The following is a 23175-nucleotide window of genomic DNA, read 5'->3' as shown; positions in this document are numbered from 1 at the left end:
AATGGAGCATTACAAAAAGGCCTGCTCGTAATCGAGCAGGCCTTTTTGTAATTATCATTGAGTGCTTTCTACTGCCTTATCTGCATCAGATTCACCTTTTGCTCTTTTTTCCTTCAATTTAAAGTAGGCGTCCATTACGTCCCGCCCGATACGTTTGTTAATATCATCAGAGGGCTTGCCTTGATACACCCAGGGCACGACGACAGAGAATGCCACTTCCGGATTATTGTGAGGTGCATAACCTGCAAGTGTCAGATTGATAGTCGGGACTGGCGAGCTATATTGATTCCTCCGCGGTCCGTCGTAAAAGGCCTCGGCAGTACCCGTTTTTGCTGCCGCATGGTAGGACTTCCCGCCGAAATATTTATATGCTGTCCCGCCTGGCTCCTGGGCAACCTGCCTGAATCCTTCCTGGACACGCTGAATCCAAACGTCTTTCCCGCCTAAATCGTTTAACACTTTAGGACTCATTGTTTTAAAGACACTGCCCAATTCATTGTGTTCGTTGGATGGATTCCTGATTTCCTTGACCATATGTGGCTCAAGCCTTTTTCCGCCATTTGCAATCGTCGATGCGTATTGTGCCAATTGCATTGGAGTATATGTATCATACTGCCCAATCGATAAATCCAGCAGCAATCCGTCTGTTGAAGTATCGACGCCTTTAAATCCGACAGACTCATTAGGAAGGTCGATGCCAGTACGGACACCCAATCCGAATTGAGCAAAATGATTTCGCATGATCGCATATGCTTCCCTGTTGATTCCTAACGGTCGATGAGGGATATAATGCCCGCCGCCAATTCTGATCGCCGTCATGAACATATAGACATTCGACGATTTTTTTAAAGCGGAGACATCCGTTACATACCCTAAAGGGCTATAAGATTTTTTTGGATTTGCACCAGCTAAGTAAAGTGGATGGTCATGAAACGCCGTCCCTGGTGAGATGGCTCCAGTCTGAAAACCCGTGTAGACCGTAGCCCCTTTAACAGATGACCCCATCGTATAGGAGGTAGTAATGTTTCCAAGGGCGAAATCTTTCATTTCGGTTAAGCCTGTTTCACTGTTACGTCCGTATTGCCTACCGGCCATCGTAAGCACTTCACCTGTATTCGGGTCCATTAAAACGACGAAGGCACGATCCAATAAGTAGGTATTTCCCCTAGCTTTAGTTCTGCGTAATTCGCTCTCGATGATTTTTTCAACCTTTTGCTGCAGCTCCATATCAATTGTCAGGATCAAGTCTTTTCCGCTTTGCCCTTCAGTGAGGGTATTCGTTTTGAGGACTTCCCCTTTGCTCAGCACATTTTCAATCCGCGTCTTTTGACCGCGCAGAACATCTTCATATTGTTTTTCGATATAACTTTTTCCGACCCGGTCATTCCTGGTATAGTCGCGTGCCAGATAATAGTCAATATTTTCACTGGGAATGCCTTCTTCGGAAGAAGAGACTTTGCCTAGAACCGACCGGAGGGTCTCGTCATACTTATATGTCCTTTCCCAATCCGTCGTTACATCCACGCCGGGCATTTCATCCAAATGTTCACTAACCCTGGCGAATTCTTTTGTGGTGACATCTTTATTCTTCACGATTGACGGTGCGAGGGCATAGCCACTATTGAATTCCCGAAAGATGGCGATCACTTCCAACTCATCCTTGGTGAATTCCTTGATATTTTCATCGGTTACCCGTTCCATTTGAAGTTTGTATAAATCTTTTTGCTCCAGTTTCTTTTCGATTACTTTCTTCCTCTCGGCTTTGGTAATCAAGGATTCGGCTTCTTTTGGATGTTTTAAAATCCAAAAATCCTTTTTATCCGGCAGTGTTACCTTTTTTGTATCTTTTTCTATCAAGGTAGCAAGGACCTCCGCCGTCTTCACCATATCAGCCGCTTTCGTATTCGGGTATTTCGTATAAGTGATGGCGTTCCGCGGCTCATTATCAACGACCGGATTCAAGTTGCGGTCATACATCTTACCACGGGGAACGGGAGTATTGGCCACATCGTTTTCCGTTCGGTCGACTTCGCGAAGGTAATCATCCCCATACACGATTTGGACGATGCCAAGCCGGATTATTAAGCTTGAAAATAAAATGAATATTAAAAAGAACATAAAGTTCAGTCGGAAAGGAATTGGGGTTTTTTTCTTTTTTTCTTTGGCCATGATTAACATTCCTTTCTAGTAAAAGTAAAAAATAAGAAAATTCCTATCTCCAATGATATATAAAATTAACTTATTTTTCTATGCTTTATCCGTAAATTTATCTATATTTCCAAAAGATTGTTTAAGAGTTATAAAATTCCTAGTAGTCTCGCAATTGGGAAAATTTATTTAAATTTATATGACAAATGATTTGGGTGGGGTTCTAATAGATAAAGAGTGGGGGAAGCAGCACGGCGGCAATCAAGAGGAGAGATGCTTTATAGAGTTGCTCATGTGAAAAAGGGATGCTCAAATCAAAGTACTTGGAGAGATGGTCATGGTGAATGAACGATCAATGACTTTAAACCTTCGAGAATTCATTCACAATGCCTTAAGTAACATGATTTTTTATTCAAGCATTAATTTGCTTCAGATTTCCTAACGGGAGTTAGAGTCGCCACACTGATAATTTCTTTGAAATATCCGCATAGCTCAAGCCATTTTTCCGGGTAAATATAGATGAAACGTTCAATCGTTTCTATAGAGTGAAGTATCAGGCAATCGATTTGATCCGTTTTTCGCTTCTGTAAATTGAATAGAAGCTCATGCGGGATGGTGTAATAAGGATGGATTTGATACGGATTCAGTATGACCGGGGAAATATTCATTTCGTCCCTATACTTGTCCGTCATGATCTTTTGGATTGTAAAGCTTTCGTTAGTATGTAAATCCCCGAATCTGTAGTTTGGATTCAATAGTACAATGCCTCTCATTTGAATCACCCATTCTTTTTGCTAACCATTCTTGCCAAATGGAGGATGGGATATTCAAAGTAAGAGGCCTGATGCTAGAAAATGGCTTTCATTCCGTTAAGGGTCTTGAGCTGCTTGACATTTTCGAGCACCTTGTTGGTCAGGTCCGCCTTTTTAGTAATCGGTGAGCTTCGTAAATCTTCTATGAAGCTTTCATTCGAGAACCAATCAATGGGAGGGAGAGGAAAGACTATTTGATCTGCCCATGCATCATGAAGAGTGGGGCTGTAGACTTTAGCATCTTTTGCCGTGGTTGGGTCTGAGGTATATATTTTTTTCCAGTAATCCTCTCTGGAACCCGTGTGTGGGACCTCTTTTGTAAATTGGCTAACACCGCGAAAAACAACCGGATGCTGAAAAAGAAGCCCATATAAGAATTTTCCCGTTTCTATACGCTGTTTCGGATCGGCAAAGCGTTCAACGGTCAGGCCTGTCAAGGAATGGAGTCCGTCTTGCTTGTTTTCGTAAGGGAAGATCACATTCATGAAGCCTAAGTATTCCTGAAGCTGAAAATCAAGCCTTCGGAGGATTTCACCATGGCGGGTACGTTTTAGTACCCTTTCCTGAAGCATTCTTTGTTCATTAATGATGAGGGATGTTGTCAAAAGGGGTGAATGTGGTTCTTCGATGAAAGATTCCCAAATCGGGGCCATGAATCTTGAAATGCGGAATACCTGTAAATATTTCCTTATTGGAAGTGCTTTTTGTTTAGAAAGTTCATATAAAAGGAGCTGGGGGAAGGCATCGGCAAATATGGCTGAATTGGCGCGCTCAAGGAACAGGAAAAATTTATGCCGTTCCGCCTTGTCAAGAAGATGGGTCATGGATGAACTTTTCAAGTCAGTCATATGGTATCCTCCATTCCTCGAAACCATATGTGCTAAAAAGGCCCAATGGACCTCTGGATTACGATTGTAAAAGGCGAGATATGCTTGTGTTCTTGTGATATTGTTCCTGTTCAAGGCAGCCGTTTCGGTACGAATGCTTTTTACAAGGGCGGTTTCCTCCGGAAAAAAAACTTTTGACTCATCCAAAGGCTGAAATAGCTCTTTTTGTAAATGGGATTTTAGCGTGTCATATCTTTCAGCATCGATGATGGGTTTGGTTTTGACAGGGTTTTTGCCTAACAACTTCTGCACATATTGGGAGAACATACGATCACCACGAATGTTTTTCGATCATTATATGCAGAGCCGTCAAGAAAGGGGCGTTACATTTGCAACGCCCTTGATGGTTTTCTTTTGTCATCAGTTATTTTTCTTCTTCTTTTCCCTGTACAATAAAATATAATAAACTATCCAGAAAAGTAACACAGGAATGAAGGATAACGGTCTATATTGGACCGGTACGGCAAATAAGATGAAAATGGATGAAAGTAAAAAGGGAACCGCCAGGAGTATATATTTTCTCCAGTGCATATGCTGAACCTCCTTAGGTTACGTCATTCTTATAAGAATAAAGGATTATCCATCAATAATCTAGAAAAGTCACAATTGACAAAAATATACACACGTAGTAATCTTTAAATATAAGTTAAAAATTACCATTAATCAATGTAAAAGGAGGCGAACGTCATGACTAAATCAGTTAAGCATATGGATGTTACAACCGAATATCATACGTCCGCCTGCCCTGAGACTTTGTCGTTCTAGACAAAGGATTGAGAACGTGTTCATTCATCATTTTAAGCGCAGGTTGTGGAATTTTCGCGGCCTGCGCTTTTATATGTGTTCTTACACATCTAAAAAAGCTTCCGCTAATTGGCGGAGGCTTTTTTGGCATTTGGGATTCAGGTGCAATAGCATCCTTTCCATATAAAAGATAGGAGGAATTTTAAATGAGACAAAAGAAATTGGGAATCTTACTGCACCCCGGAGATCCAGAAAGCGGTTAGCGAAGGGAAAGGTTTGAACAAAAGGGAGGGGAATTCATGTTTGCGATTTTTAAAAAGTTGTCCTGGTTCTTTAAAGAACAGTGGCGGCGTTATACCTTGGCCATTTTATTCCTATGTCTAGTGAATATCTTGGAGGTGATCCCGCCAAAATTAGTCGGGAATGCCATCGATGATATGAACAGTGGAAGCATGACGCAGGAAGATGTCATGAAATACGTTATTTATTTGCTTCTGGTACTGAGCGGCAGCTACCTATTTGGGTACTTATGGAGTTATCTGTTATTCGGCGGCGGAAACTTGGCCGAACGAAAACTAAGGTCCGGATTTATGGGCCATTTGCTGAAAATGACGCCGACTTTTTATGAAAAAAACCGTACAGGGGATTTAATGGCAAGGGCAACCAATGATTTAAAGGCAATATCCCTCACAGCTGGTTTCGGGATATTGACGCTAGTTGATGCGGTGCTGTTCACCATTACGGTTGTGGTCATGATGGGAGCCACCATCAGCTGGCAGTTGACGATTGCGGCGGTGCTGCCACTTCCGATCATGGCAGTGATGATGCAAATATACGTGAAAAAAATTTACAAACGTTTTACTGATGCACAAGCTGCCTTCGGTTCTTTAAATGACAAGGTCCTGGAATCCATTTCAGGTATCCGTGTCATCCGGGCTTATGTCCAGGAACGGGAGGATGAAAAACGATTTGATGAAATGACGGAGGATGTATATCGCAAAAATCTCGCCGTGGCTAGAATCGACGCCCTTTTTGATCCAACGATCAGCATCATCATCGGAATCAGTTATTTAATCGGTTTGGGCTATGGGGCTTATCTTGTTTTTCAACAGGCCATAACTCTTGGCGGACTGGTTTCGTTCAATGTTTACCTAGGCATGTTAATTTGGCCGATGATTGCGGTGGGTGAACTGATCAATGTCATGCAAAGGGGAAATGCTTCGCTGGATCGTGTTCAAGATACCCTTTCATATGAAGCGGATGTGAAGAACCCATTGGGTTTGGAGAGTATTCCAAATCCGGAAAATATCGAATTCGATCAAGTGTTTTTTACATACCCTTCCTCTTCAGTAGTCAATCTATCCAATATTTCCGTACAGCTTGAGCGTGGTCAAACATTGGGTATCGTCGGGAAAACAGGAAGTGGAAAAACGACATTCGTGAAGCAATTGCTACGGGAATATCCTCTAGGAACAGGAGAAATTGCTTTTGCGGGAATTCCGTTGGAGCAACTGGATCTGGAAGATATTCGTAACTGGATCGGTTACGTTCCACAGGACCATTTTTTATTCTCGAAGTCTGTTAGGGAAAATATCTTATTCGGTAAAATGGATGCAACTGAAGATGAACTGGCTGAAGCTATCCGGCTTGCGGATTTTGAGAAGGACTTAATGATGCTGCCTAACCGTCTTGAGACACTCGTCGGTGAGAAAGGTGTCGCTCTATCTGGAGGGCAAAAGCAGAGGATCTCGATTGCCAGGGCACTGATCAAAAATCCAGAAATCCTTATATTGGATGATTCCTTATCCGCTGTAGATGCGAAAACGGAAACGACCATCATCGAAAACATTCAAAATGAACGGGCAGGGAAAACGACCATCATCACAACACATCGCTTATCAGCCGTTCAGCACGCGGATAGGATTATCGTGTTGGACAGCGGAGAGGTCATCGAAGAGGGGACTCACGGAGATTTACTGCAGAATAATGGCTGGTATAGGGAGCAATACGATCGACAACAGGTTGACCAAGGGACGGAGGTGAAGGCATGAAGGTCGTAAAGAAACTTTTTAATTATGCTGCACTATATAAAAAATTGATCATTGGCGCCCTGATCATGCTGGCACTTTCGGTAGCCGCCGATTTGACGGGTCCATTCATTGCCAAGAAAATCATCGATTCACATATACTTGGCATCGAATCTTCCTGGTATGAAACGGTTAAAGGAAAAGATGCTGTTAAGTATGATGAAAATTGGTATAAACGGGCCGATTACTTTAATGAAGGTGAGATGAAAGGTAGGGAAGTCCGCGTTTTGCAGGTTGGCAATCAATTTGTCTTCGTAGATGAAGCCGTGCCTATGGATGGCCGAAGAAGCTTGGAGAACCAATCGTTGATCATCAAGAAAGACGGGAAAGAGCAACGGGTGCAAGCGGTTAAATTGACCAGTCAGGAAGTGATGCGGTTTTATCAACCGGAAATTCCGCGAATTTTTAAGCTTGTGGCTTTTTATTTTGGCCTTGTCATCATTTCCTCCATTTTTCAATATGGGCAGAGTTTTTATTTGCAGAAAGCGGCGAACCGAATCATTCAAAAGATGCGAAATGATATTTTTACGCATATTTCCCGTTTACAGATACGCTATTTCGATAATATGCCAGCGGGAAAAGTGGTAGCCAGGGTCACTAATGATACGGAAGCGATCCGGGAATTATATGTAACGGTGCTCGCCAACTTCTTCTCGAGTACGATTAATATCTTCGGCGTTCTGATTGCTTTGTACATTCTGGATGCACGTGTCGGTACCATTGGGCTTTTACTCATTCCGATCATCGTTATCTGGACGACGGTATACCGTAAATTCGCCTCAAAATATAATCACATCATTCGGGAACGGGTCAGCGATATTAATGGGATGATCAATGAATCCATTTCTGGAATGAGCATCATTCAGGCATTTGGACGTGAAAAGGAGACGAAGCAATCTTTTGAAAATTTGAACCGGGAGCACTATTCCTATCAAAATAAAATGCTCCATTTGAATTCGTTGACGGGTGGAAACTTAATTGGTGTCATTAAAGTTCTGGCGCTAGTGGCATTCGTCTGGTATTTCGGGGGGATTTCCCTTACAGCGAGTTCAGCCATTTCTTTAGGGATGATGTATGCAATTGTTGATTTAATCAGCCGCCTGCTTCATCCGCTTCACGGAATCGTCAATCAGTTCGCTAACCTAGAACAGGCACTTGTTGCAGGGGAGCGGGCATTCAGTTTATTGGATGAGCAGGGATTGGCAGTCAGTGATGAAAACATATCCAGATACAAAGGAAACGTGCAATTCGAAAATGTTTCTTTTGGCTATAAGGATAATGAATATGTGTTAAGGGACATTTCCTTCTCAGCTAAACAAGGGGAAACGATCGCTTTAGTTGGCCATACTGGATCAGGAAAAAGTTCCATAATGAATTTATTGTTCCGTTTTTATGACAGTAGTGAAGGGCAAATCAAAATTGACGGAAGAAATATTTTGGATATTCCCCATCAAACGCTTAGGGAGCATATGGGAATCGTCCTCCAGGATCCCTATTTATTTACTGGCACCATCGCTTCCAATATCAGTCTGAATCATAAAGGCATCACAAGGGAAATGGTTGAAAAATCATTAAGGGATGTAGGGGGCGACAAAGTGCTGAAGCATCTTCCTTTAGGGCTGGATGAACCTGTGATTGAAAAAGGAGGAACGTTGTCTTCTGGACAGCGGCAGCTAATCTCTTTTGCACGTGCTCTTGCATTCAATCCGGCGATATTGATTTTGGATGAAGCGACGGCAAGCATCGACACAGAAACCGAGGCAATTATCCAGAAGGGAATGGAAGTGCTGAAAAAAGGGAGAACGACCTTCATCATTGCACATAGACTCTCCACGATTAAAAATGCCGACCAAATTCTTGTACTGGATAAAGCGCGGATTGCTGAGCAAGGTACACATGAAGAATTAATGGAACTAAAAGGGAAGTACTATCAAATGTATGAGCTGCAGGCTGGGCCGCATAAAGGGATGGCCGGTTGAAACACAATTGAATAAGTATGGATAATCAAGATTAAACTTATAATGAAGGTGCCGTTATTGGCACCTTCAAGTACAATACTTGATAATAGTAATCATTACGTTTAACATATACCTATACTAACGATGAGGTGATAATAGTGAAACAAGAAATTCATCCCGATTATCGACAAGTAGTATTCATGGATACCAACAGCGGTTATAAATTTTTGACAGGTTCCACGAAAACATCCAATGAAACGATCGAATGGGAAGACGGCCAAACGTATCCATTATTAAAAGTGGAGATCAGTTCGGATACGCACCCTTTTTATACTGGAAAGCAGAAGTTTGCTGAAAAGGGCGGACGGGTGGATCGTTTCCTGGATAAATATAATATGAAGAAAAGAGAGTAAGGCCATCGGGAAATCGTTAGCCTTTTGTTATGGATGGGTTGAACAAGAATTTAAATGATGCAAACAAAAAGGGTGCCCATAAATATGGGGCACCCCTCCTTTTTTCATTTCGCAGCAATTGCTTCCCCTTTTGCAATATTTACAAGGGCCGCATCGAAGTCCTTGATTAAATCGTCCGGATTTTCAAGTCCGACAGAGAGACGAAGCAAGCTGTTCGTGATGCCCCGCTTTTCCCTTTCATCAGCAGGCATGGCAGCGTGGGACATTTTGGCCGGGTAGGATAATATGGATTCGACAGCTCCAAGGCTTACGGCAAAAACAGGAAGCTCGACAGTGTTCACGAAAGAGCGGAAGACTTCTTCGCTTACCAATTCAAATGATAGGACCGCACCGGCTCCAAGTGACTGGCCTTTCTGGATGGCGTGCTGTGGATGATCTGCTAGGCCGGGATAATACACTTTTTTAACCAAGGGCTGCTTCTTTAAGTAGGCGGCAATCTTTTCTGCCCCTTTTTGGGAGTGCTCCATTCTAACGGACAAGGTTTTCAGACCTCTCATTACTAGCCAGGCGTCCTGGACACCAAGAATCGCTCCAAAGGAGTTTTGGAGGGAACCGAGTCTTACTGCCAATTCCGGATCTTTCACTACAGCAAGTCCAGCTACCACATCACTATGTCCGGATAAAAACTTCGTCGCACTATGAAGGACAACATCAGCGCCCAGATTCAGGGGTTTCTGTAATGCTGGCGTCAAGAATGTATTATCAACAAAACTTAAGGCCCCGGCTTTTTTTGCGATTTCACAAACGGCTTTAATATCGGTCACTTTAAGTAATGGATTTGAAGGCGTTTCGATGTATATGGCTCTCGTATTTGGCTGAATGGCCGCTTTGATGCTTTCAAGATCCGTCATATCAACGAAAGTATGCTCAATATTGAAACGTGTCAAAACACTTGTGACCATCCTGAACGTTCCTCCGTACACGTCTTCGGAAATGACGATATGGTCTCCGGCAGACAACAGCAGGAAAGCTGTTGAAATGGCTGCCATTCCTGATGAAAAGGCAAAACCGTGTGTGCCTTCCTCAAGTTCGGCAATGATATCTTCCAGCGCTTCGCGAGTTGGGTTCCCGCTTCTGCTGTAATCATATTTACCGAATTGATCGATATCGGATTGATGGAAAGTGGAAGCGTGCTGAATGGGGACGCTCACACCGCCTGTTGCCGGATCGAATTTATGTTGATTATGGAGTAATTTGGTTTCAAAGCTAAAATCATGATCGGTCATCGTAGTGCCTCCCTTTTTACGTGTGCGAATGCTTCCTGTAAATCCTGAATCAAATCGTCGCTGTCCTCAATGCCGACGGAGAAGCGAAGCAGGCGATTACAAACCCCATTGGCCGTTCTGACTTCAAGAGGTATATCGGCATGTGTTTGTGTAGCAGGATAGGTGATGAAGCTTTCGACCCCACCAAGGCTTTCTGCAAACGAAATTAATGAGAGTGATTGTAAAAATGGGTTGACCGCCGCTTCTTCAATGATGCGGAAGGAAATCATGCCGCCCCTACCGGGATACAATACGTCCGTAACGCAATCATGTTCCGACAAGTAATCTACAAGTACCTTTGCATTCTTTTCATGACGATCCATCCGCAATGCCAGGGTTTTCATTCCGCGCATCAACAGCCAAGAATCAAAGGGGCTCAAGACAGCACCAGTACCATTATGATGGAAGGCAAGTGCATCACATAATTCCGCGCCGCTGGCCACGATCAGTCCGGCCAGCACATCATTATGACCACCGAGATACTTGGTAGCACTGTGAATCACAATATCCGCTCCAAGCAGGATGGGTTGTTGAATAAGAGGCGTGTAAAAAGTATTATCAACGATTAACAATAAATCAAATCGTTTGGCCAATGCGGCAACGGCGCTAATATCCGTTTGCTGCATAAGAGGGTTAGTGGGAGTTTCAATGAAGATGGCTTTCGTGTGAGGAGTGATGGCTTTTTCGATATCCTCCAAACAACAAGTGTTCACATAGTCACACTGCAACCCCCATTTCTTAAAACCTTGTTCTAACAGACGATATGTACCCCCATAAAGATCTTCGCTGACAATCCATGCATCACCTGATTTAAATAAGGCCAGTATAGTAGAAATGGCTGCCATTCCTGAACTGCAGGCATACCCTTGGTCGCCTTTTTCCAGATCGGCGATGGATCGTTCCAATAGTTGGCGTGTAGGATTACCTGTCCTTGTGTAATCGAATCCAGTCGATTGACCGATTCCTTCGTGGCGAAAAGCAGTTGAAAAGTATACCGGCGGATTGACTGTTCCTGTCGCCGTTTCGCTGCGATTTCCTAATTGAGCAAGATATGTTTCAGTTTTGTACATAGTTTTCACTGCTCCTTTGAGTTATATAAAATAAAAAAAGTCTTCTTTAAGAAGAAGACTTTGATTAAGTAGGGACGAGTCATTCTTCTTATCTTCCAAGTTCACAAACTTGTGGAATTAGCACCTTTTCATTGGTTTGAAACAAATGAAGGTTGCTGAGGTGTCATCGGGCCATTCCCTATACCTCTCTCGATAAGAGTTTAGATTATTCAATTTCTTTTGAATTTACTATAAATACAAAATACTGTCAAGAACAAGTTTGATGGATATTGCTTCGATGTTCATGACTAGGTCTATTGGAGCCTAGCGGTGTCAACACTTTACGTGTCTAAAAAGAATATCCGGAATTTGCATGTGGTCAGGGATAATCCTGAATGATCCTGTTGAATGAATTAATTGAATTTTTCAGAAAAAGGGGAGGCCTGGCCGGATATTTTTGCTTTAAAATAATAAAGTTTGTACAATGTAAGGAGAGAGAATAATACGACATTATTCATTTCATATACTTAAGGTCTTCGATGAATAGTGCAAACATAGGAGGAGAACACATGGATTACAGAATCGAACGAGATACGATGGGTGAAGTGAAAGTTCCTGCCGATAAATATTGGGGAGCACAGACCGAGAGAAGCCGTAACAATTTCAAAATCGGTAATGAAAAAATGCCGATTGAATTGGTTCGTGCATTTGCATACGTTAAACAAGCTGCGGCAAAGGTTAACTATGATCTCGGTGATCTTTCAGAAGTTAAAAAGAATGCCATCGTTAAGATTTGCGGCGAAATCCTTGAAGGTACGCTTGATGAACATTTCCCGCTTGTAGTTTGGCAAACGGGAAGCGGGACGCAAAGTAATATGAACGTGAATGAAGTGGTCGCTAACAAAGGGAATGAATGGTTAAAAGAAAATGGTGAATCGGAAACACTTCACCCGAATGATGATGTAAACAAGGCACAAAGCTCCAATGATACTTTCCCGACCGCCATGCATATTGCAGCCTTTATGGAGGTCGCTGAAAAGTTGGTTCCTGCCATCAAAGCACTTCGTGATACATTCGATTCAAAAGAAAAAGAGTTTTGGGATGTCGTGAAGATTGGCCGGACACATCTTCAAGATGCAACACCACTGACATTAGGACAAGAAATTTCTGGCTGGAAAGCGATGCTTGATAAAGATCTAGCGATGATTGAGGAAAGCAGCCAAAAATTATTGAACCTGGCTCTAGGCGGAACGGCAGTAGGAACCGGAATCAATACAAAAAAAGAATTCCCGGGACTTTCCGCAAAACAAATTGCAGCGGATACAGGACATCCTTTCGTCACATCGGATAATAAGTTCCATGCATTGACAAGCCATAACGAAATCGTTTATGCACACGGTGCTTTGAAAGCATTGGCAGCGGATTTAATGAAAATTGCGAACGATGTCAGATGGCTGGCAAGTGGTCCTAGAAGCGGAATCGGCGAAATAGCCATTCCTGAAAATGAGCCAGGCAGCTCCATCATGCCGGGTAAAGTCAATCCAACACAGAGTGAAGCGCTTACCATGATTGCGACACAAATCGTTGGTAACGATGCTACAATTGGATTTGCAGCAAGCCAAGGTAACTTTGAATTGAACGTATTCAAACCAGTCATCATCTATAACTTCCTTCAAACAGTGAAATTATTGACGGAAGGCATTCACTCTTTTAACATTAATTGTGCGGTTGGCATCACTGCAAATGAAGATAAGATCAAAGAAAATGTAGATCGCTCCCTTATGTTGGTAACAGCATTGAACCCGCATATTGGTTATGAAAAAGCAGCCAAGATCGCCAAAACTGCATTCAAGGACAACTCTACCTTAAAAGAAGCGGCCTTGAAATTGGAGTTCCTCACGGAAGATGAATTCAAAGCATGGGTCGATCCCGCTGACATGGTTAATAAATAATTCCATAGGAGTGCCCTCCCGCCGGTTTTAGGGAGGGTGTTTCCATGTGTTAAAATAATGAAAGCAACAAATACTGAGATCATAAGTATCGGGAACAGGAGGAATAACAATGTCTTTATGCCCGCTTTGCAACGGTCTAAGAAAAATTCATGTAAATTGCCCGGAATGCAGCAGCAATCTTGAGGATAAAGGGAAATTCATGGATTACGATGATGATTACAGTGCTTATATGGATATCGACACACTTAAGCTGAACGACGGATACCCTCAATCCCTTCAAAAAGGCCAATGCCCGCATCTTATGAAATGCTCTGAATGCGGACATGATGAAGTGGTATTGGTCCAGGAATAGATTTGACCCTTATTTAATATTTGAATAAACGAAAAAAAGACCCATTCATGAACGGGTCTTTTTACGTTTAATTGGCAGATAACTTCATGCTTTCCTGCATTTGTTCGTCCTCTTCAACTAAAATGCGATGTTCGGTCCCTTTATCAAAAAAGTGTGCTTTATTCATGTCAAGGGCTAGTTTTATGTTCTCGCCTGCCTGGATAATATTCTTGGCATCTACCCGTGCGACGAAGTCCTGCCCCTCTAATGTGGAGTAAAGCATGATCTCCGCGCCCATGAGTTCAGCTACATCAATTTGGGTTGTGAATGTACTGTTGGGGGACTCCGTGAAGTAATCTCCTTCGTTATGGAAATCCTCAGGACGGATGCCAAGGATCATTTCTTTTCCGACATATCCTTGATCACGCAGCATTTTCATCTTCAATCCGGGTATTTCAAGCGTTTGTTCACCAATTTTAAACATGCCTTCTTTTAATGTTCCGGTAAAGAAGTTCATGGCAGGCGATCCGATGAAGCCGCCGACAAAAACGTTTATGGGTTTCTCGTAAACGTCTTTTGGGGCACCGACCTGTTGGATGATACCATCTTTCATTACGACAAGGCGTGTCGCCATGGTCATTGCCTCTGTTTGGTCATGTGTGACATATATCGTTGTGGTGTCCAGCCGTTTATGTAGTTTTGCGATTTCAGCACGCATTTGAACCCGCAGCTTTGCGTCGAGGTTGGATAATGGCTCATCCATCAAAAATACTTTTGCGTCCCTTACAATTGCACGGCCTAGTGCCACACGCTGGCGCTGACCACCTGAAAGGGCTTTCGGTTTCCTATTTAGCAGCTCTTCAAGTCCGAGGATCCTTGCAGCTTCATTGACCCTTTGCTTGATCTCCGCTTTTGGCGTTTTCCGGAGCTTTAATCCAAATGCCATATTGTCATAGACTGACATATGTGGATATAAGGCGTAGTTCTGGAAAACCATCGCAATATCACGATCTTTAGGGGGGACATCATTGACTCGCTTGCCGTCTATAAATAAATCCCCTTGGGAAATGTCTTCCAGTCCGGCAATCATCCGTAAAGTCGTCGATTTGCCGCAGCCTGAAGGTCCCACAAAAACTATGAATTCCTTATCGGCAACACGAAGGTTGAAGTCTTTAACAGCTGTCACCTTTTTATCATAAATCTTGAATATATGATCTAATACTAACTCTGCCATGAAAAATCCCCCTTTTAAACTCTTGATTACTTGTACCAATTAAATATAGTCTAAGCTATCAGTTTAGAAAAAAGTATGGGCACATTGCACAAAAAAGGATAAAAACCCCTGTTTGTAATGAAAATTATTCATTCAGTAAAAGAATCAAGTACGCAGTCAAGGCGTGACGAAAGTTCCTAATATCGAGACCAGTTCTTTCAGAGAATTTATCTATCCGGTATTGTAAGCTGTTCCGATGTATATAAAGCTGTTTGGCGGCATAGGTGGCATTGGAATTACATTCGATATACGTTTTGATCGTTTTGATAAGTTCAGTATCCTGCTTGGTCTTGCCGAGAATCTCATTGATATACCACCTTGCATTCGTAACGGAAGGGTCATTTATTAATGAGTGGGGGATGATGTCTGCCAAATTAGCAACCTTTAGATCCGGCAGATGCACTTGTGCCAAAGCAAAACATTTTTTCTCCTGGTTCCTGTGATGATGAAGGTCTTGATTTACAGGGTGAAAGCGCCCGGTGAACATACGTGTCTTTACATAAAAGTCACTTTCAAGCGTGGAAGAAATGGCGATTAGTTCATTATTTGATAAAGATTCATCCTTGTCCGTTTCAATTAAGATTCCTGACGTTTCATTTTCCCAGACCAATGCTGCGTCAGATGGAACGAAAGCGAGGAAGGCGTCTTCAAAATCGGAGATGGAAAAATCAGCATGAGTCAGCTTGAAATGAATGAATCGAACATTCTCCCAGCTTGTTAAGGGCAATGGTGCATTCGGTTCGGATAAAAAAGTTTTCCATGATACGTCTTGATACGTTTTTGGGTTATTTGGGTTTATGGAAGGAGCAAATAGCAGTTCCAATAAACGGATTTCTTCTGCGGTGATTTCTGAACGGGGAATCCCAAGTATACTTCTAGAGTCTTCGAACCAAACATATTCAGAAATTTCATCAGTATCCATTTTATTGGTAATAGTATTCGGGAATTTTTGTTTAAGATTTTCAAGCATCGTCTCCACCTTCTTTCTTCATATCCATATCATTATAGCGAAAAAGAATAAAGTGCAAAAGATTAAGAATATTACTAGTTTTTAAGAAAAACCACCTGACAAGGTCAAATCATTCCGGTAACGCAAATTCATGGTTAAAAAGCGAGTTGAAAGAAAAGTTGAAAGTATTGTTAATTTTAGGCAAGGGTTTTGCGTATGCTTTATGGAATATCGTTTAAGAGGAGGCGATTGTATGAACATTTTAATATTGGGTGGTACACGGTTTATAGGCCGGTATTTAGTTAAAGCTGCGATTGAGAAAGGGCATGATGTCACACTTTTTAATCGTGGAAGCAACCCTGATGTTTTTGGCGAAATCGAACAATTAAGAGGGGACCGCGACGGGGATCTGGAAATGTTGAAGGAAAGACATTGGGATGCAGTCATTGACACATCGGGTTTTATCCCTCGAACTGTAGAGAAATCTTGCAGATTACTGAATCAGGTTAAACATTATACATATATTTCAAGCTGCTCAGTTTATAAGGATCCAAGCAAACCGGGCATTGATGAAAATGGAGCGGTTCATACACTAAATGATGAAAAAGTAGAAGAAATCACCCGTGGAACGGCTGGACCGATATACGGGGAATATTATGGTCCGCTAAAATCATTGAGCGAAAAAGCAGCTGAAAAAGAACTGCCGGGGAAAGTCTTGTCAATTCGTGCTGGCCAAATAGTAGGTCCATATGATTACACTGACCGTTTGCCATACTGGCTTAAGAGAATAGCGGAAGGGGGAGAAGTTTTATCCCCGGGACGCCCTGGCCGTCCAATCCAATTTATCGATGCAAGGGACTTAGCTCAATGGATCATACAAATGATAGAAAAAAGTATGACAGGTGCATATAACGCCGTGGGACCGGATTACACTCTAACTATGGGTCGTTTACTTGAAGACTGTAAAAAGGTGACAAGAAGCAATGCTGCCTTTACATGGGTATCTGAAAAGTTCTTGATGGACAATAAAGTCGAACCGTGGGGAGAGATGCCTTTATGGATACCGGAAGAGTTCCCTTTTCCAGGAGCCAAGGAACCTTTGAATGGATTTTTGGCTTTTGATAACAATAAAGCCATCAATAATGGACTAACATTCCGTCCGCTTTCTGAAACACTCGAAGATATTTGGGATTGGGAAAAGAACCGACCAGAGTCAGCTGATAGAAAAGCTGGTATCCACAGACAACATGAAAGTGATCTCCTTCGATTATGGAAACAGACTGTCTGATGAAAGCTTCTTTTATTAGACTGAAGGATTGGCACCACATTATGTTTAATGATAGGTGCATAGAGAAAAGGGTGATTTGAAACAAGCAATGTTATGATTTGATTCCTTTATGTATTAAAAAGCGATGGGGAAAAACCCCATCGCTTTTTCAGTCCATGGATGTGCTTGCGTGGGTTGTGAGGACTTCAAGGTTTTCCATGGCTGCTGTCACTTTTTCCCGGTTAATATCAGGGAAAAGAAGATGGATGCCTTCCCCTTCTTTGACAGAGTGGGCTGCAATCTCTTGAAGTTCCGCCCTATGTTCAACCGTCAGACCAATATCAAACAATGTCATAGGCAGTTTAAGCACCTGGTAGAATGGAAGTAATTGTTTGATTTCTGAGAATTTCCCTTCCAACATAAGCTGGACTAAAATGCCATAAGCCACTTTTTCCCCGTGAAGTAAATGATGAGTTTGCGTAATGGAAGTCATGCCATTATGAATGGAGTGGGCACCGGCAATGCGCAGGTACTGGTCACCAAAGCCGCCAACTAGACCACTGGTGATGATGTTCGTTTCAATTACACGCTTTAGTGCGTCTGTCCATTTGCTCTTTTCCAAATCCGCTAGGGCTTCCTCGCCATATGTCAATAATACTTCCTGACATTGCCTTGCGGCCATATGTGCCAATTCAATACAAACGGACTTTGTGGCAAGTTTTTCGACCAGTGCATTGCCCTCATACCATTTCGCCAATGTATCGCCGATTCCTGCCCGTAAATAGCCAATAGGCGAATCCAATAGAATTCCCGGTTCGATAAATAACATCCAAGCGCTTTTTTCATGAATATCATAGCGGACATAGGAACCATTATCATCATAAATGACACTTAACGGTGTCCAGGCAGCGCAGGTGGAAGCCAGGGTTGGAATGAGGATGATTTCCTTTTGAAGCGAGTTTCCGGCCGATTTGGCGAGATCGAGCAGCTTACCGCCCCCAATGCCGATTAATGCATCCACACCTTGTTCAAGAGCTGACTTCTTGACGCGTTCAATTTCCGGGTCACTGCATTCCCCGTCGTATGTGAAAAAAATCGTCTCAATATTTTCGAAAGAAGGAAAAAATGGTTCAGCAACTTTCCATGATTTTCTTCCATGAATAACGAGCACTTTACGAATGTTCGCTTTACTCAGTTTTGCTTCCAGTGTTTCAAGGACATTAGCTTTACAGGCATAATAGGCTGGGCCGCTGCGGACTTCCAGTAGGGTATTCATATTCGTTCTCCTTAATGTAAAGGCCTGTTTCCCTGAAAAGGGAAAGCAGGCCTCGATTATTTGATCATTTCATCCAATCTGGTTTTCCGAATCCGACAAATTTGCTATCAATCACTTTTTCAAACTGGGCGGATTCCACTACTGATTTAATATCCTTGGCAAATTGAGCGTCTACATCTTTTGTATTCACTGCAACAACGTTTCGATACATATCTGGCATCTTTTCTAAAACAAGGGCATCCTGGAGGTCCATTTTCGCTGCGAGAGCGAAATTACCAGGGACAGCTGATAGGTCAACACTGTCTGTTGCGCGGGGCAATTGAGCGGATTCCAATGGCTTAAATTGGATGTTTTTTGGATTTTCCGTTACATCCTTTTCAGATATTTTTAAAGGGTCGACATCTGGGTCAACCTCAATCAATTCTTCATCCACCAGCACTTTAAGTGCACGTGCAAGGTTAACCGGATCATTGGGCAATGCAAGGGATGTACCGTCTTTAATTTCTTTCAACGATTTATATTTGTTCGAGTATATGCCCATTGGTGCTGTTGGAACTATGATAAGGTCGGAAAGCGTTAGATCATTTTCTTTAGCGAAGTTATCCATGTACACTTTATGCTGGAATAGGTTGGCGTCGATTGAGTTGTTGCCAAGCGACTTATTCGGCTGGATATAGTCGGTGAACTCTACGATCTCTATTTTGTAACCGAGATCTTCCAGACCTGGCTGGATTGCTTCTTTAACCATATCGGCGTATGGCCCGGTAGTCGCCCCGATCTTCAATTCTTTTTTGTCTTCAGTTTTTGGGGATGCATCATCGCTTCCGCAAGCTGACAAGCCAAGGGCAAGTGCACAGACTGATAATAACGAAGCTATTTTCTTCATTTGAAATTCCTCCTGAAATGATATGTATTGAATCATTGAAAAAATGACTGATTCTATCGTTTGTTAACTAAGTATGAGGCTTTGTCACCAACCATTTGAATGATTTGTACAAGGCAGATCAACACGACGATCGTCGTGATCATGACCGTGTTGTCATAACGGTAATAACCGTACCTGATGGCCAGGTCACCAATTCCCCCTCCGCCGATTGTCCCTGCCATTGCTGAGTAACCGATCAGTGAAATGGTCGTTAATGTCAGCCCCTGAATGATTCCCGGTTTTGCCTCCGGAAGAAGTACATCTTTAATGATCATCCATGGAGTGGCCCCCACGGCAATTGCAGCTTCAATCACTCCTTTGTCTATTTCACGTAATGCCGATTCCACGATCCTTGCAAAAAAAGGTATCGCGGATACGGACAGGGAAACAGAAGCCGCTCTTGGCCCTATCGTCGATCCAGTAAGCAGTTCCGTTAAAGGAAGGAGGGCGACCAAGAGAATGATGAACGGGATTGAACGGACAATATTGACTGCGAAACCGAGTGATCGATTCACGACGCTATTTTCAAAGAATAAATTCCTGGTTGTCGTAAACAGCAATACTCCAAGTGGTAAACCTATCAAAAGGGCTACCGCAAGGGAAACGCCGACCATATAAATCGTTTCAAGAAAGGCTTTATTAAGATCAGGTAAAATATTGACGATGGAATCAAGAAATGACATGTTTTAACACCTCCACAGAACTGGAACGATTTTTTATATATTCCAATGCCGAATGAATTTCAGCGGCCTCACCGATTAACTCAATGATCAAGATGCCTAAAGGGACATCCTGAATATACTCAATTTTACCGTGCAGGATATTCCCCTTTACTGAATGGGATTGGAGAGCGTCGGAGAGAATCGATTCACCGGCGGTTTGCCCTTCGAATTGAATTTTAATAATCGTTCCTTTACTTCCCTCAATCAAATGTGAGGGAAGTTCGAAATCCAATACACTGCTGATGAATTGCTTCGTTAACTCCTGCTTTGGCTGTGAAAATATTTTATAAACGGAACCTTCTTCAATTACCCGTCCATCCTGCATGACGGCGACTCGGTGGCATAGTTCTTTGACCACTTCCATTTCATGTGTAATCAACACGATGGTGATCCCGAGCTCCCTGCTTATCTTTTTTAATAACTGTAAAATCGCTTTTGTTGTTGTTGGATCAAGGGCTGAAGTCGCTTCATCACATAACAGTACGGTGGGGTCATTTGCTAAGGCCCGGGCTATGCCGACCCGTTGCTTCTGTCCACCGCTAAGCTGTGCCGGATAGACATCTTTTTTATCACTGAGCCCTACGATTTCCAGCAATTCCAATACACGTAACCTGATGGCGTCCTTCGATTGATGCGCGGCCTTTAAGGCGAAAGCGACATTTTCATAAACGGTTTTTGAACTGACCAGGGAAAAGTGTTGAAATATCATTCCGATTTTTTGACGTTGTTTACGAAGCTCTTTACTTGATAAAGAGGTTAAATCAATGCCGTCAATGATGATATTTCCGGCTGTCGGACGTTCAAGCAAATTCAAGCAGCGGAGTAATGAGCTTTTTCCAGCTCCGCTGTAGCCGACAATTCCATACACTTCGCCTTTTTGAATGGTTAAAGATACGTTATCCACTCCGATAACTCGGTTTTTCTTCGTGATGTATTCCTTTCGGACTGAACGGATTTCAATCATGATCCTTCCCCCTTAAACATAAAAAACTGCCTCTATCATTCAGAAAGAGGCAGCGAAATTATATCTCGTCTTATCTTTCAGAATGCAAACATTCTGCAGGAAGTGGCACCGTTCCCGAAGGGCGGTTGCCGGACATCACAGGGCCTGATCCCTCCGTCACTCTTGATAAGTAAACTATTATTTTAGAATATTTCAAGTTTTATAATATAATCTATAATATTTGTAAAATTCCACAATGTCAATCGTTTCTGTGATTTGGTGATGGTTTTTTTCGATAATGTTCCGTGCGGTTCATTAAAACCATTCCTGTCAAAAGGGCTCTTAGTCAATAATCCGTCTTTTATATCCAGATATTCCATTATTTCCTTGTCAAAAGGGTAAAGAGATAATACATTTATTATAATAAAGTGAAAAAGGGAGAAAAAACTATTTTTGTACAATGATGGGGTGGAAATGCATGATAGAGATTAAGACGGTAAATGATGTGGTTTGTGTGCACGGGACTCCTGACGGGGTCAAGTCGGGGATGAGTGTTTATGTTTTTTTAACGGATGGGCTATTGATAGATACTGGCGCACAGATTTTATTGGAAGGACTTATTCCATTCTATGAGTCCGCAGACTTCGAAACAGTTGCCCTGACGCACTATCATGAGGACCATACGGGAGGCGCTGCCTGGATAAAGGAACATAAAAAGGTTCCGATATTCATTCATCCGATGTCGGTTGATACTTGTGCGAAGGATGCTGAATATCCTGAATATCGTAAAATGTTTTGGGGAAAAAGAGACGCCTTTAAGGCTGAGCCGCTAGGCAAGGCCATTCATTCCCGCACCCAAACGTGGGAGCCGATTTTTACCCCTGGTCATGCGAAGGACCATATGGTGTATTTGAATCACAGCACTGGCATGCTCTTTTCTGGAGACCTTTTCGTAACACCAAAAACAAAGCTTATCTTACGGGAAGAGTCTGTCCCGATCATCATCGATTCCATAAAAAAATTACTCCGATATGACTTTGGGGAAGTGTTTTGCTGCCATGCTGGGCATGTGCCTGACGGAAAGGAAATGTTTCGAAATAAACTCGATTATTTGGAAAACCTCCAAGGTGAAATTTTACGCTTACATGATCAAGGGCATACAGTCCATGAAATCCAGCAAGTCGTTTTACCGAATCGCTATCCCCTTATCGAGATATCTGGACATGAATGGGATTCAGAGCATATCATAACTTCGATATTAAACGAAAATGTTTTGAATGCCAGGGATAATGGAACTATTTGAATATTAACAATAGATATTGAAAGGACGAGCACTGATATTAATGCTTTTAGCATAATATCAAATGCCTACGGGGGATAGAGTGCGGGAATTGGAAAAAGGCAAGAAGACAGCATGTTGTAATATTTAATTTGCACTCAAACAACTTCCATCCGGGAAGTTGTTTTTTTATGGAGGGGGTGCTTTTCATAAAAAAACATTTGTTAGTGGGGAATATGACGCATGAACGAAAGTTCACTTTTTTTAAGTGGAGCTCCCCAAAAAGAGAGCCCACGAGTGTTTATTTATTGATATTGGGATCTGTTTCATCATAAAAATCATGTGCTTCCTCGATGTTCTGAAGGTTAGCGACTTCATACACATTTCCGCCTGCCATTCCTTCATTGATGATTCGGTCGATATCGAGGAAAACGGAATCCTTGCCATCATATTCGGTATCCTTCAAAAATGTCATTTTTTCTTTATCCAAAATAAATCCCTCCTAGCTTTTTCTTTAGTTTAGGCAAAGGAGGGATTTTTATTCCGTTCAGAGGGTTAATGAATGAAAAAGGGGAAAGGGCTCAATCATATACATGGTAGACCATTAAGTCATGGATCATGCTTTTGAGTTGGGTTTCATCTGTTTCGGAAGGTGGGTTGGCTGTCCATTCGATGGATCCATCTTTATGGTACAAGGCTTTGATTGCCTCCTTTTTGAAATAAAATGAAATTTTCCATCCTGGCAGATTCTTATGCAGTGGTGCCCACTGAAAATGGGTGATCATATGTATAACCTCCATATATGCTGTCTTTCATTTCATTATAATGTAAAACG

The 23175-nt window shown here is 42.4% G+C and carries 21 protein-coding genes and 2 riboswitches; of the genes, 7 read left to right on the top strand and 14 right to left on the bottom strand.

Annotation, left to right across the window (positions count from 1 at the left end):
- Nucleotides 1-54 precede the first annotated feature (54 nt).
- The 4 genes from QUF86_RS26775 to QUF86_RS26760 all read right to left on the bottom strand — a co-directional run bounded on the left by QUF86_RS26775 (nt 55) and on the right by QUF86_RS26760 (nt 4378).
- Nucleotides 55-2169, bottom strand: coding sequence for a peptidoglycan D,D-transpeptidase FtsI family protein (locus QUF86_RS26775; RefSeq protein ID WP_289336169.1), 2115 nt, complete (start codon nt 2167-2169; stop codon nt 55-57).
- Nucleotides 2170-2567: 398 nt separating this feature from the next.
- Nucleotides 2568-2921 (bottom strand): hypothetical protein, encoded by a 354-nt coding sequence (locus QUF86_RS26770; protein ID WP_289317599.1) that lies wholly within the window; start codon nt 2919-2921, stop codon nt 2568-2570.
- Between the two features lie 74 nt (nt 2922-2995).
- Entirely contained in the window at nt 2996-4114 is a 1119-nt protein-coding gene (locus QUF86_RS26765) for a DUF2515 family protein (RefSeq protein WP_289336168.1), read from the bottom strand.
- Nucleotides 4115-4207: 93 nt separating this feature from the next.
- Complete coding sequence (locus QUF86_RS26760; RefSeq protein WP_289317597.1) at nt 4208-4378, bottom strand: hypothetical protein; 171 nt, start codon at nt 4376-4378, stop codon at nt 4208-4210.
- 512 nt (nt 4379-4890) lie between these two features.
- Between QUF86_RS26760 and QUF86_RS26755 the strand changes: the two genes are divergently transcribed.
- The 3 genes from QUF86_RS26755 (at nt 4891) to QUF86_RS26745 (ending at nt 9049) form a co-directional block, all read left to right on the top strand.
- The gene (locus QUF86_RS26755) at nt 4891-6642 is read left to right on the top strand and encodes an ABC transporter ATP-binding protein (protein WP_289336167.1); all 1752 of its coding nucleotides are present in this window, start codon (nt 4891-4893) and stop codon (nt 6640-6642) included.
- Nucleotides 6639-8657, top strand: a complete 2019-nt coding sequence (locus tag QUF86_RS26750) for an ABC transporter ATP-binding protein (RefSeq protein ID WP_289336166.1) — start codon at nt 6639-6641, stop codon at nt 8655-8657. Before QUF86_RS26755 ends, QUF86_RS26750 begins: the two co-directional genes overlap by 4 nt.
- Before the next feature lie 137 nt (nt 8658-8794).
- On the top strand, nt 8795-9049 hold the full coding sequence (locus QUF86_RS26745; RefSeq protein WP_289336165.1) for a type B 50S ribosomal protein L31: 255 nt from the start codon (nt 8795-8797) through the stop codon (nt 9047-9049).
- 104 nt (nt 9050-9153) lie between these two features.
- Here QUF86_RS26745 and metC read toward each other — a convergent pair whose 3' ends face one another.
- Nucleotides 9154-10335, bottom strand: coding sequence for a cystathionine beta-lyase (metC, locus tag QUF86_RS26740; RefSeq protein WP_289336164.1), 1182 nt, complete (start codon nt 10333-10335; stop codon nt 9154-9156).
- Nucleotides 10332-11444, bottom strand: coding sequence for a methionine biosynthesis PLP-dependent protein (locus QUF86_RS26735; protein WP_289317593.1), 1113 nt, complete (start codon nt 11442-11444; stop codon nt 10332-10334). Before QUF86_RS26735 ends, metC begins: the two co-directional genes overlap by 4 nt.
- Before the next feature lie 85 nt (nt 11445-11529).
- A riboswitch (SAM riboswitch) is annotated at nt 11530-11643 on the bottom strand.
- A gap of 349 nt (nt 11644-11992) precedes the next feature.
- Here QUF86_RS26735 and fumC point away from each other — a divergent pair.
- Both fumC and QUF86_RS26725 read left to right on the top strand, forming a co-directional pair.
- Complete coding sequence (gene fumC / locus QUF86_RS26730) at nt 11993-13375, top strand: class II fumarate hydratase (protein ID WP_289317592.1); 1383 nt, start codon at nt 11993-11995, stop codon at nt 13373-13375.
- A gap of 109 nt (nt 13376-13484) precedes the next feature.
- Nucleotides 13485-13727, top strand: coding sequence for a hypothetical protein (locus QUF86_RS26725; RefSeq protein WP_289317591.1), 243 nt, complete (start codon nt 13485-13487; stop codon nt 13725-13727).
- 67 nt (nt 13728-13794) lie between these two features.
- Here QUF86_RS26725 and QUF86_RS26720 read toward each other — a convergent pair whose 3' ends face one another.
- Entirely contained in the window at nt 13795-14940 is a 1146-nt protein-coding gene (locus QUF86_RS26720; RefSeq protein ID WP_289317590.1) for an ABC transporter ATP-binding protein, read from the bottom strand.
- Between the two features lie 124 nt (nt 14941-15064).
- Nucleotides 15065-15949 (bottom strand): PucR family transcriptional regulator, encoded by an 885-nt coding sequence (locus QUF86_RS26715; protein ID WP_289336163.1) that lies wholly within the window; start codon nt 15947-15949, stop codon nt 15065-15067.
- A 232-nt stretch (nt 15950-16181) separates the two neighbouring features.
- On the opposite strand from QUF86_RS26715, the gene QUF86_RS26710 reads away from it, so the two are divergent.
- Nucleotides 16182-17216: an NAD-dependent epimerase/dehydratase family protein gene (locus tag QUF86_RS26710; protein ID WP_289317588.1), complete on the top strand. Its 1035-nt coding sequence runs from the start codon at nt 16182-16184 to the stop codon at nt 17214-17216.
- A 148-nt stretch (nt 17217-17364) separates the two neighbouring features.
- Here QUF86_RS26710 and QUF86_RS26705 read toward each other — a convergent pair whose 3' ends face one another.
- The 4 genes from QUF86_RS26705 to QUF86_RS26690 form a co-directional block, all read right to left on the bottom strand.
- The gene (locus QUF86_RS26705; RefSeq protein WP_289336162.1) at nt 17365-18471 is read right to left on the bottom strand and encodes an iron-containing alcohol dehydrogenase family protein; all 1107 of its coding nucleotides are present in this window, start codon (nt 18469-18471) and stop codon (nt 17365-17367) included.
- Between the two features lie 64 nt (nt 18472-18535).
- Complete coding sequence (locus QUF86_RS26700; RefSeq protein ID WP_289336161.1) at nt 18536-19357, bottom strand: MetQ/NlpA family ABC transporter substrate-binding protein; 822 nt, start codon at nt 19355-19357, stop codon at nt 18536-18538.
- 53 nt (nt 19358-19410) lie between these two features.
- Nucleotides 19411-20079 carry a methionine ABC transporter permease gene (locus QUF86_RS26695; RefSeq protein WP_289317585.1) on the bottom strand — a complete coding sequence of 223 codons (669 nt, stop codon included), beginning with the start codon at nt 20077-20079 and terminating at the stop codon, nt 19411-19413.
- Nucleotides 20066-21082 (bottom strand): methionine ABC transporter ATP-binding protein, encoded by a 1017-nt coding sequence (locus QUF86_RS26690; protein WP_289336160.1) that lies wholly within the window; start codon nt 21080-21082, stop codon nt 20066-20068. The genes QUF86_RS26695 and QUF86_RS26690 overlap by 14 nt, the downstream gene beginning before the upstream one ends.
- 67 nt (nt 21083-21149) lie before the next feature.
- Nucleotides 21150-21254, bottom strand: a riboswitch (SAM riboswitch).
- A 285-nt stretch (nt 21255-21539) separates the two neighbouring features.
- Between QUF86_RS26690 and QUF86_RS26685 the strand changes: the two genes are divergently transcribed.
- Entirely contained in the window at nt 21540-22364 is an 825-nt protein-coding gene (locus QUF86_RS26685; RefSeq protein WP_289336159.1) for an MBL fold metallo-hydrolase, read from the top strand.
- A 277-nt stretch (nt 22365-22641) separates the two neighbouring features.
- On the opposite strand, the gene QUF86_RS26680 is transcribed toward QUF86_RS26685, so the two are convergent.
- Entirely contained in the window at nt 22642-22830 is a 189-nt protein-coding gene (locus QUF86_RS26680; protein ID WP_061461991.1) for a hypothetical protein, read from the bottom strand.
- Nucleotides 22831-22921: 91 nt separating this feature from the next.
- On the bottom strand, nt 22922-23125 hold the full coding sequence (locus QUF86_RS26675; protein WP_289317582.1) for a YheE family protein: 204 nt from the start codon (nt 23123-23125) through the stop codon (nt 22922-22924).
- Nucleotides 23126-23175 lie beyond the last annotated feature (50 nt).

The organism is Peribacillus sp. NJ11 (genome assembly GCF_030348405.1).
Taxonomy (GTDB): Bacteria; Bacillota; Bacilli; order Bacillales; family DSM-1321; genus Peribacillus.
This window is presented reverse-complemented; position numbering and strand designations above follow the sequence as displayed.

Excerpts from the sequence above, each read along its gene's own strand:
- QUF86_RS26760 (WP_289317597.1), bottom strand. The coding sequence starts at position 4,378 with ATGCACTGGAGAAAATATATACTCCTGGCGGTTCCCTTTTTACTTTCA.
- QUF86_RS26715 (WP_289336163.1), bottom strand. The coding sequence starts at position 15,949 with ATGCTTGAAAATCTTAAACAAAAATTCCCGAATACTATTACCAATAAA.
- QUF86_RS26750 (WP_289336166.1), top strand. The coding sequence starts at position 6,639 with ATGAAGGTCGTAAAGAAACTTTTTAATTATGCTGCACTATATAAAAAA.
- QUF86_RS26690 (WP_289336160.1), bottom strand. The coding sequence starts at position 21,082 with ATGATTGAAATCCGTTCAGTCCGAAAGGAATACATCACGAAGAAAAAC.
- QUF86_RS26705 (WP_289336162.1), bottom strand. The coding sequence starts at position 18,471 with ATGAATACCCTACTGGAAGTCCGCAGCGGCCCAGCCTATTATGCCTGT.
- QUF86_RS26720 (WP_289317590.1), bottom strand. The coding sequence starts at position 14,940 with ATGGCAGAGTTAGTATTAGATCATATATTCAAGATTTATGATAAAAAG.
- QUF86_RS26685 (WP_289336159.1), top strand. The coding sequence starts at position 21,540 with ATGATAGAGATTAAGACGGTAAATGATGTGGTTTGTGTGCACGGGACT.
- metC (WP_289336164.1), bottom strand. The coding sequence starts at position 10,335 with ATGACCGATCATGATTTTAGCTTTGAAACCAAATTACTCCATAATCAA.
- QUF86_RS26700 (WP_289336161.1), bottom strand. The coding sequence starts at position 19,357 with ATGAAGAAAATAGCTTCGTTATTATCAGTCTGTGCACTTGCCCTTGGC.
- QUF86_RS26675 (WP_289317582.1), bottom strand. The coding sequence starts at position 23,125 with ATGATCACCCATTTTCAGTGGGCACCACTGCATAAGAATCTGCCAGGA.
- fumC (WP_289317592.1), top strand. The coding sequence starts at position 11,993 with ATGGATTACAGAATCGAACGAGATACGATGGGTGAAGTGAAAGTTCCT.
- QUF86_RS26770 (WP_289317599.1), bottom strand. The coding sequence starts at position 2,921 with ATGAGAGGCATTGTACTATTGAATCCAAACTACAGATTCGGGGATTTA.
- QUF86_RS26725 (WP_289317591.1), top strand. The coding sequence starts at position 13,485 with ATGTCTTTATGCCCGCTTTGCAACGGTCTAAGAAAAATTCATGTAAAT.
- QUF86_RS26735 (WP_289317593.1), bottom strand. The coding sequence starts at position 11,444 with ATGTACAAAACTGAAACATATCTTGCTCAATTAGGAAATCGCAGCGAA.
- QUF86_RS26710 (WP_289317588.1), top strand. The coding sequence starts at position 16,182 with ATGAACATTTTAATATTGGGTGGTACACGGTTTATAGGCCGGTATTTA.
- QUF86_RS26775 (WP_289336169.1), bottom strand. The coding sequence starts at position 2,169 with ATGGCCAAAGAAAAAAAGAAAAAAACCCCAATTCCTTTCCGACTGAAC.
- QUF86_RS26755 (WP_289336167.1), top strand. The coding sequence starts at position 4,891 with ATGTTTGCGATTTTTAAAAAGTTGTCCTGGTTCTTTAAAGAACAGTGG.
- QUF86_RS26765 (WP_289336168.1), bottom strand. The coding sequence starts at position 4,114 with ATGTTCTCCCAATATGTGCAGAAGTTGTTAGGCAAAAACCCTGTCAAA.
- QUF86_RS26695 (WP_289317585.1), bottom strand. The coding sequence starts at position 20,079 with ATGTCATTTCTTGATTCCATCGTCAATATTTTACCTGATCTTAATAAA.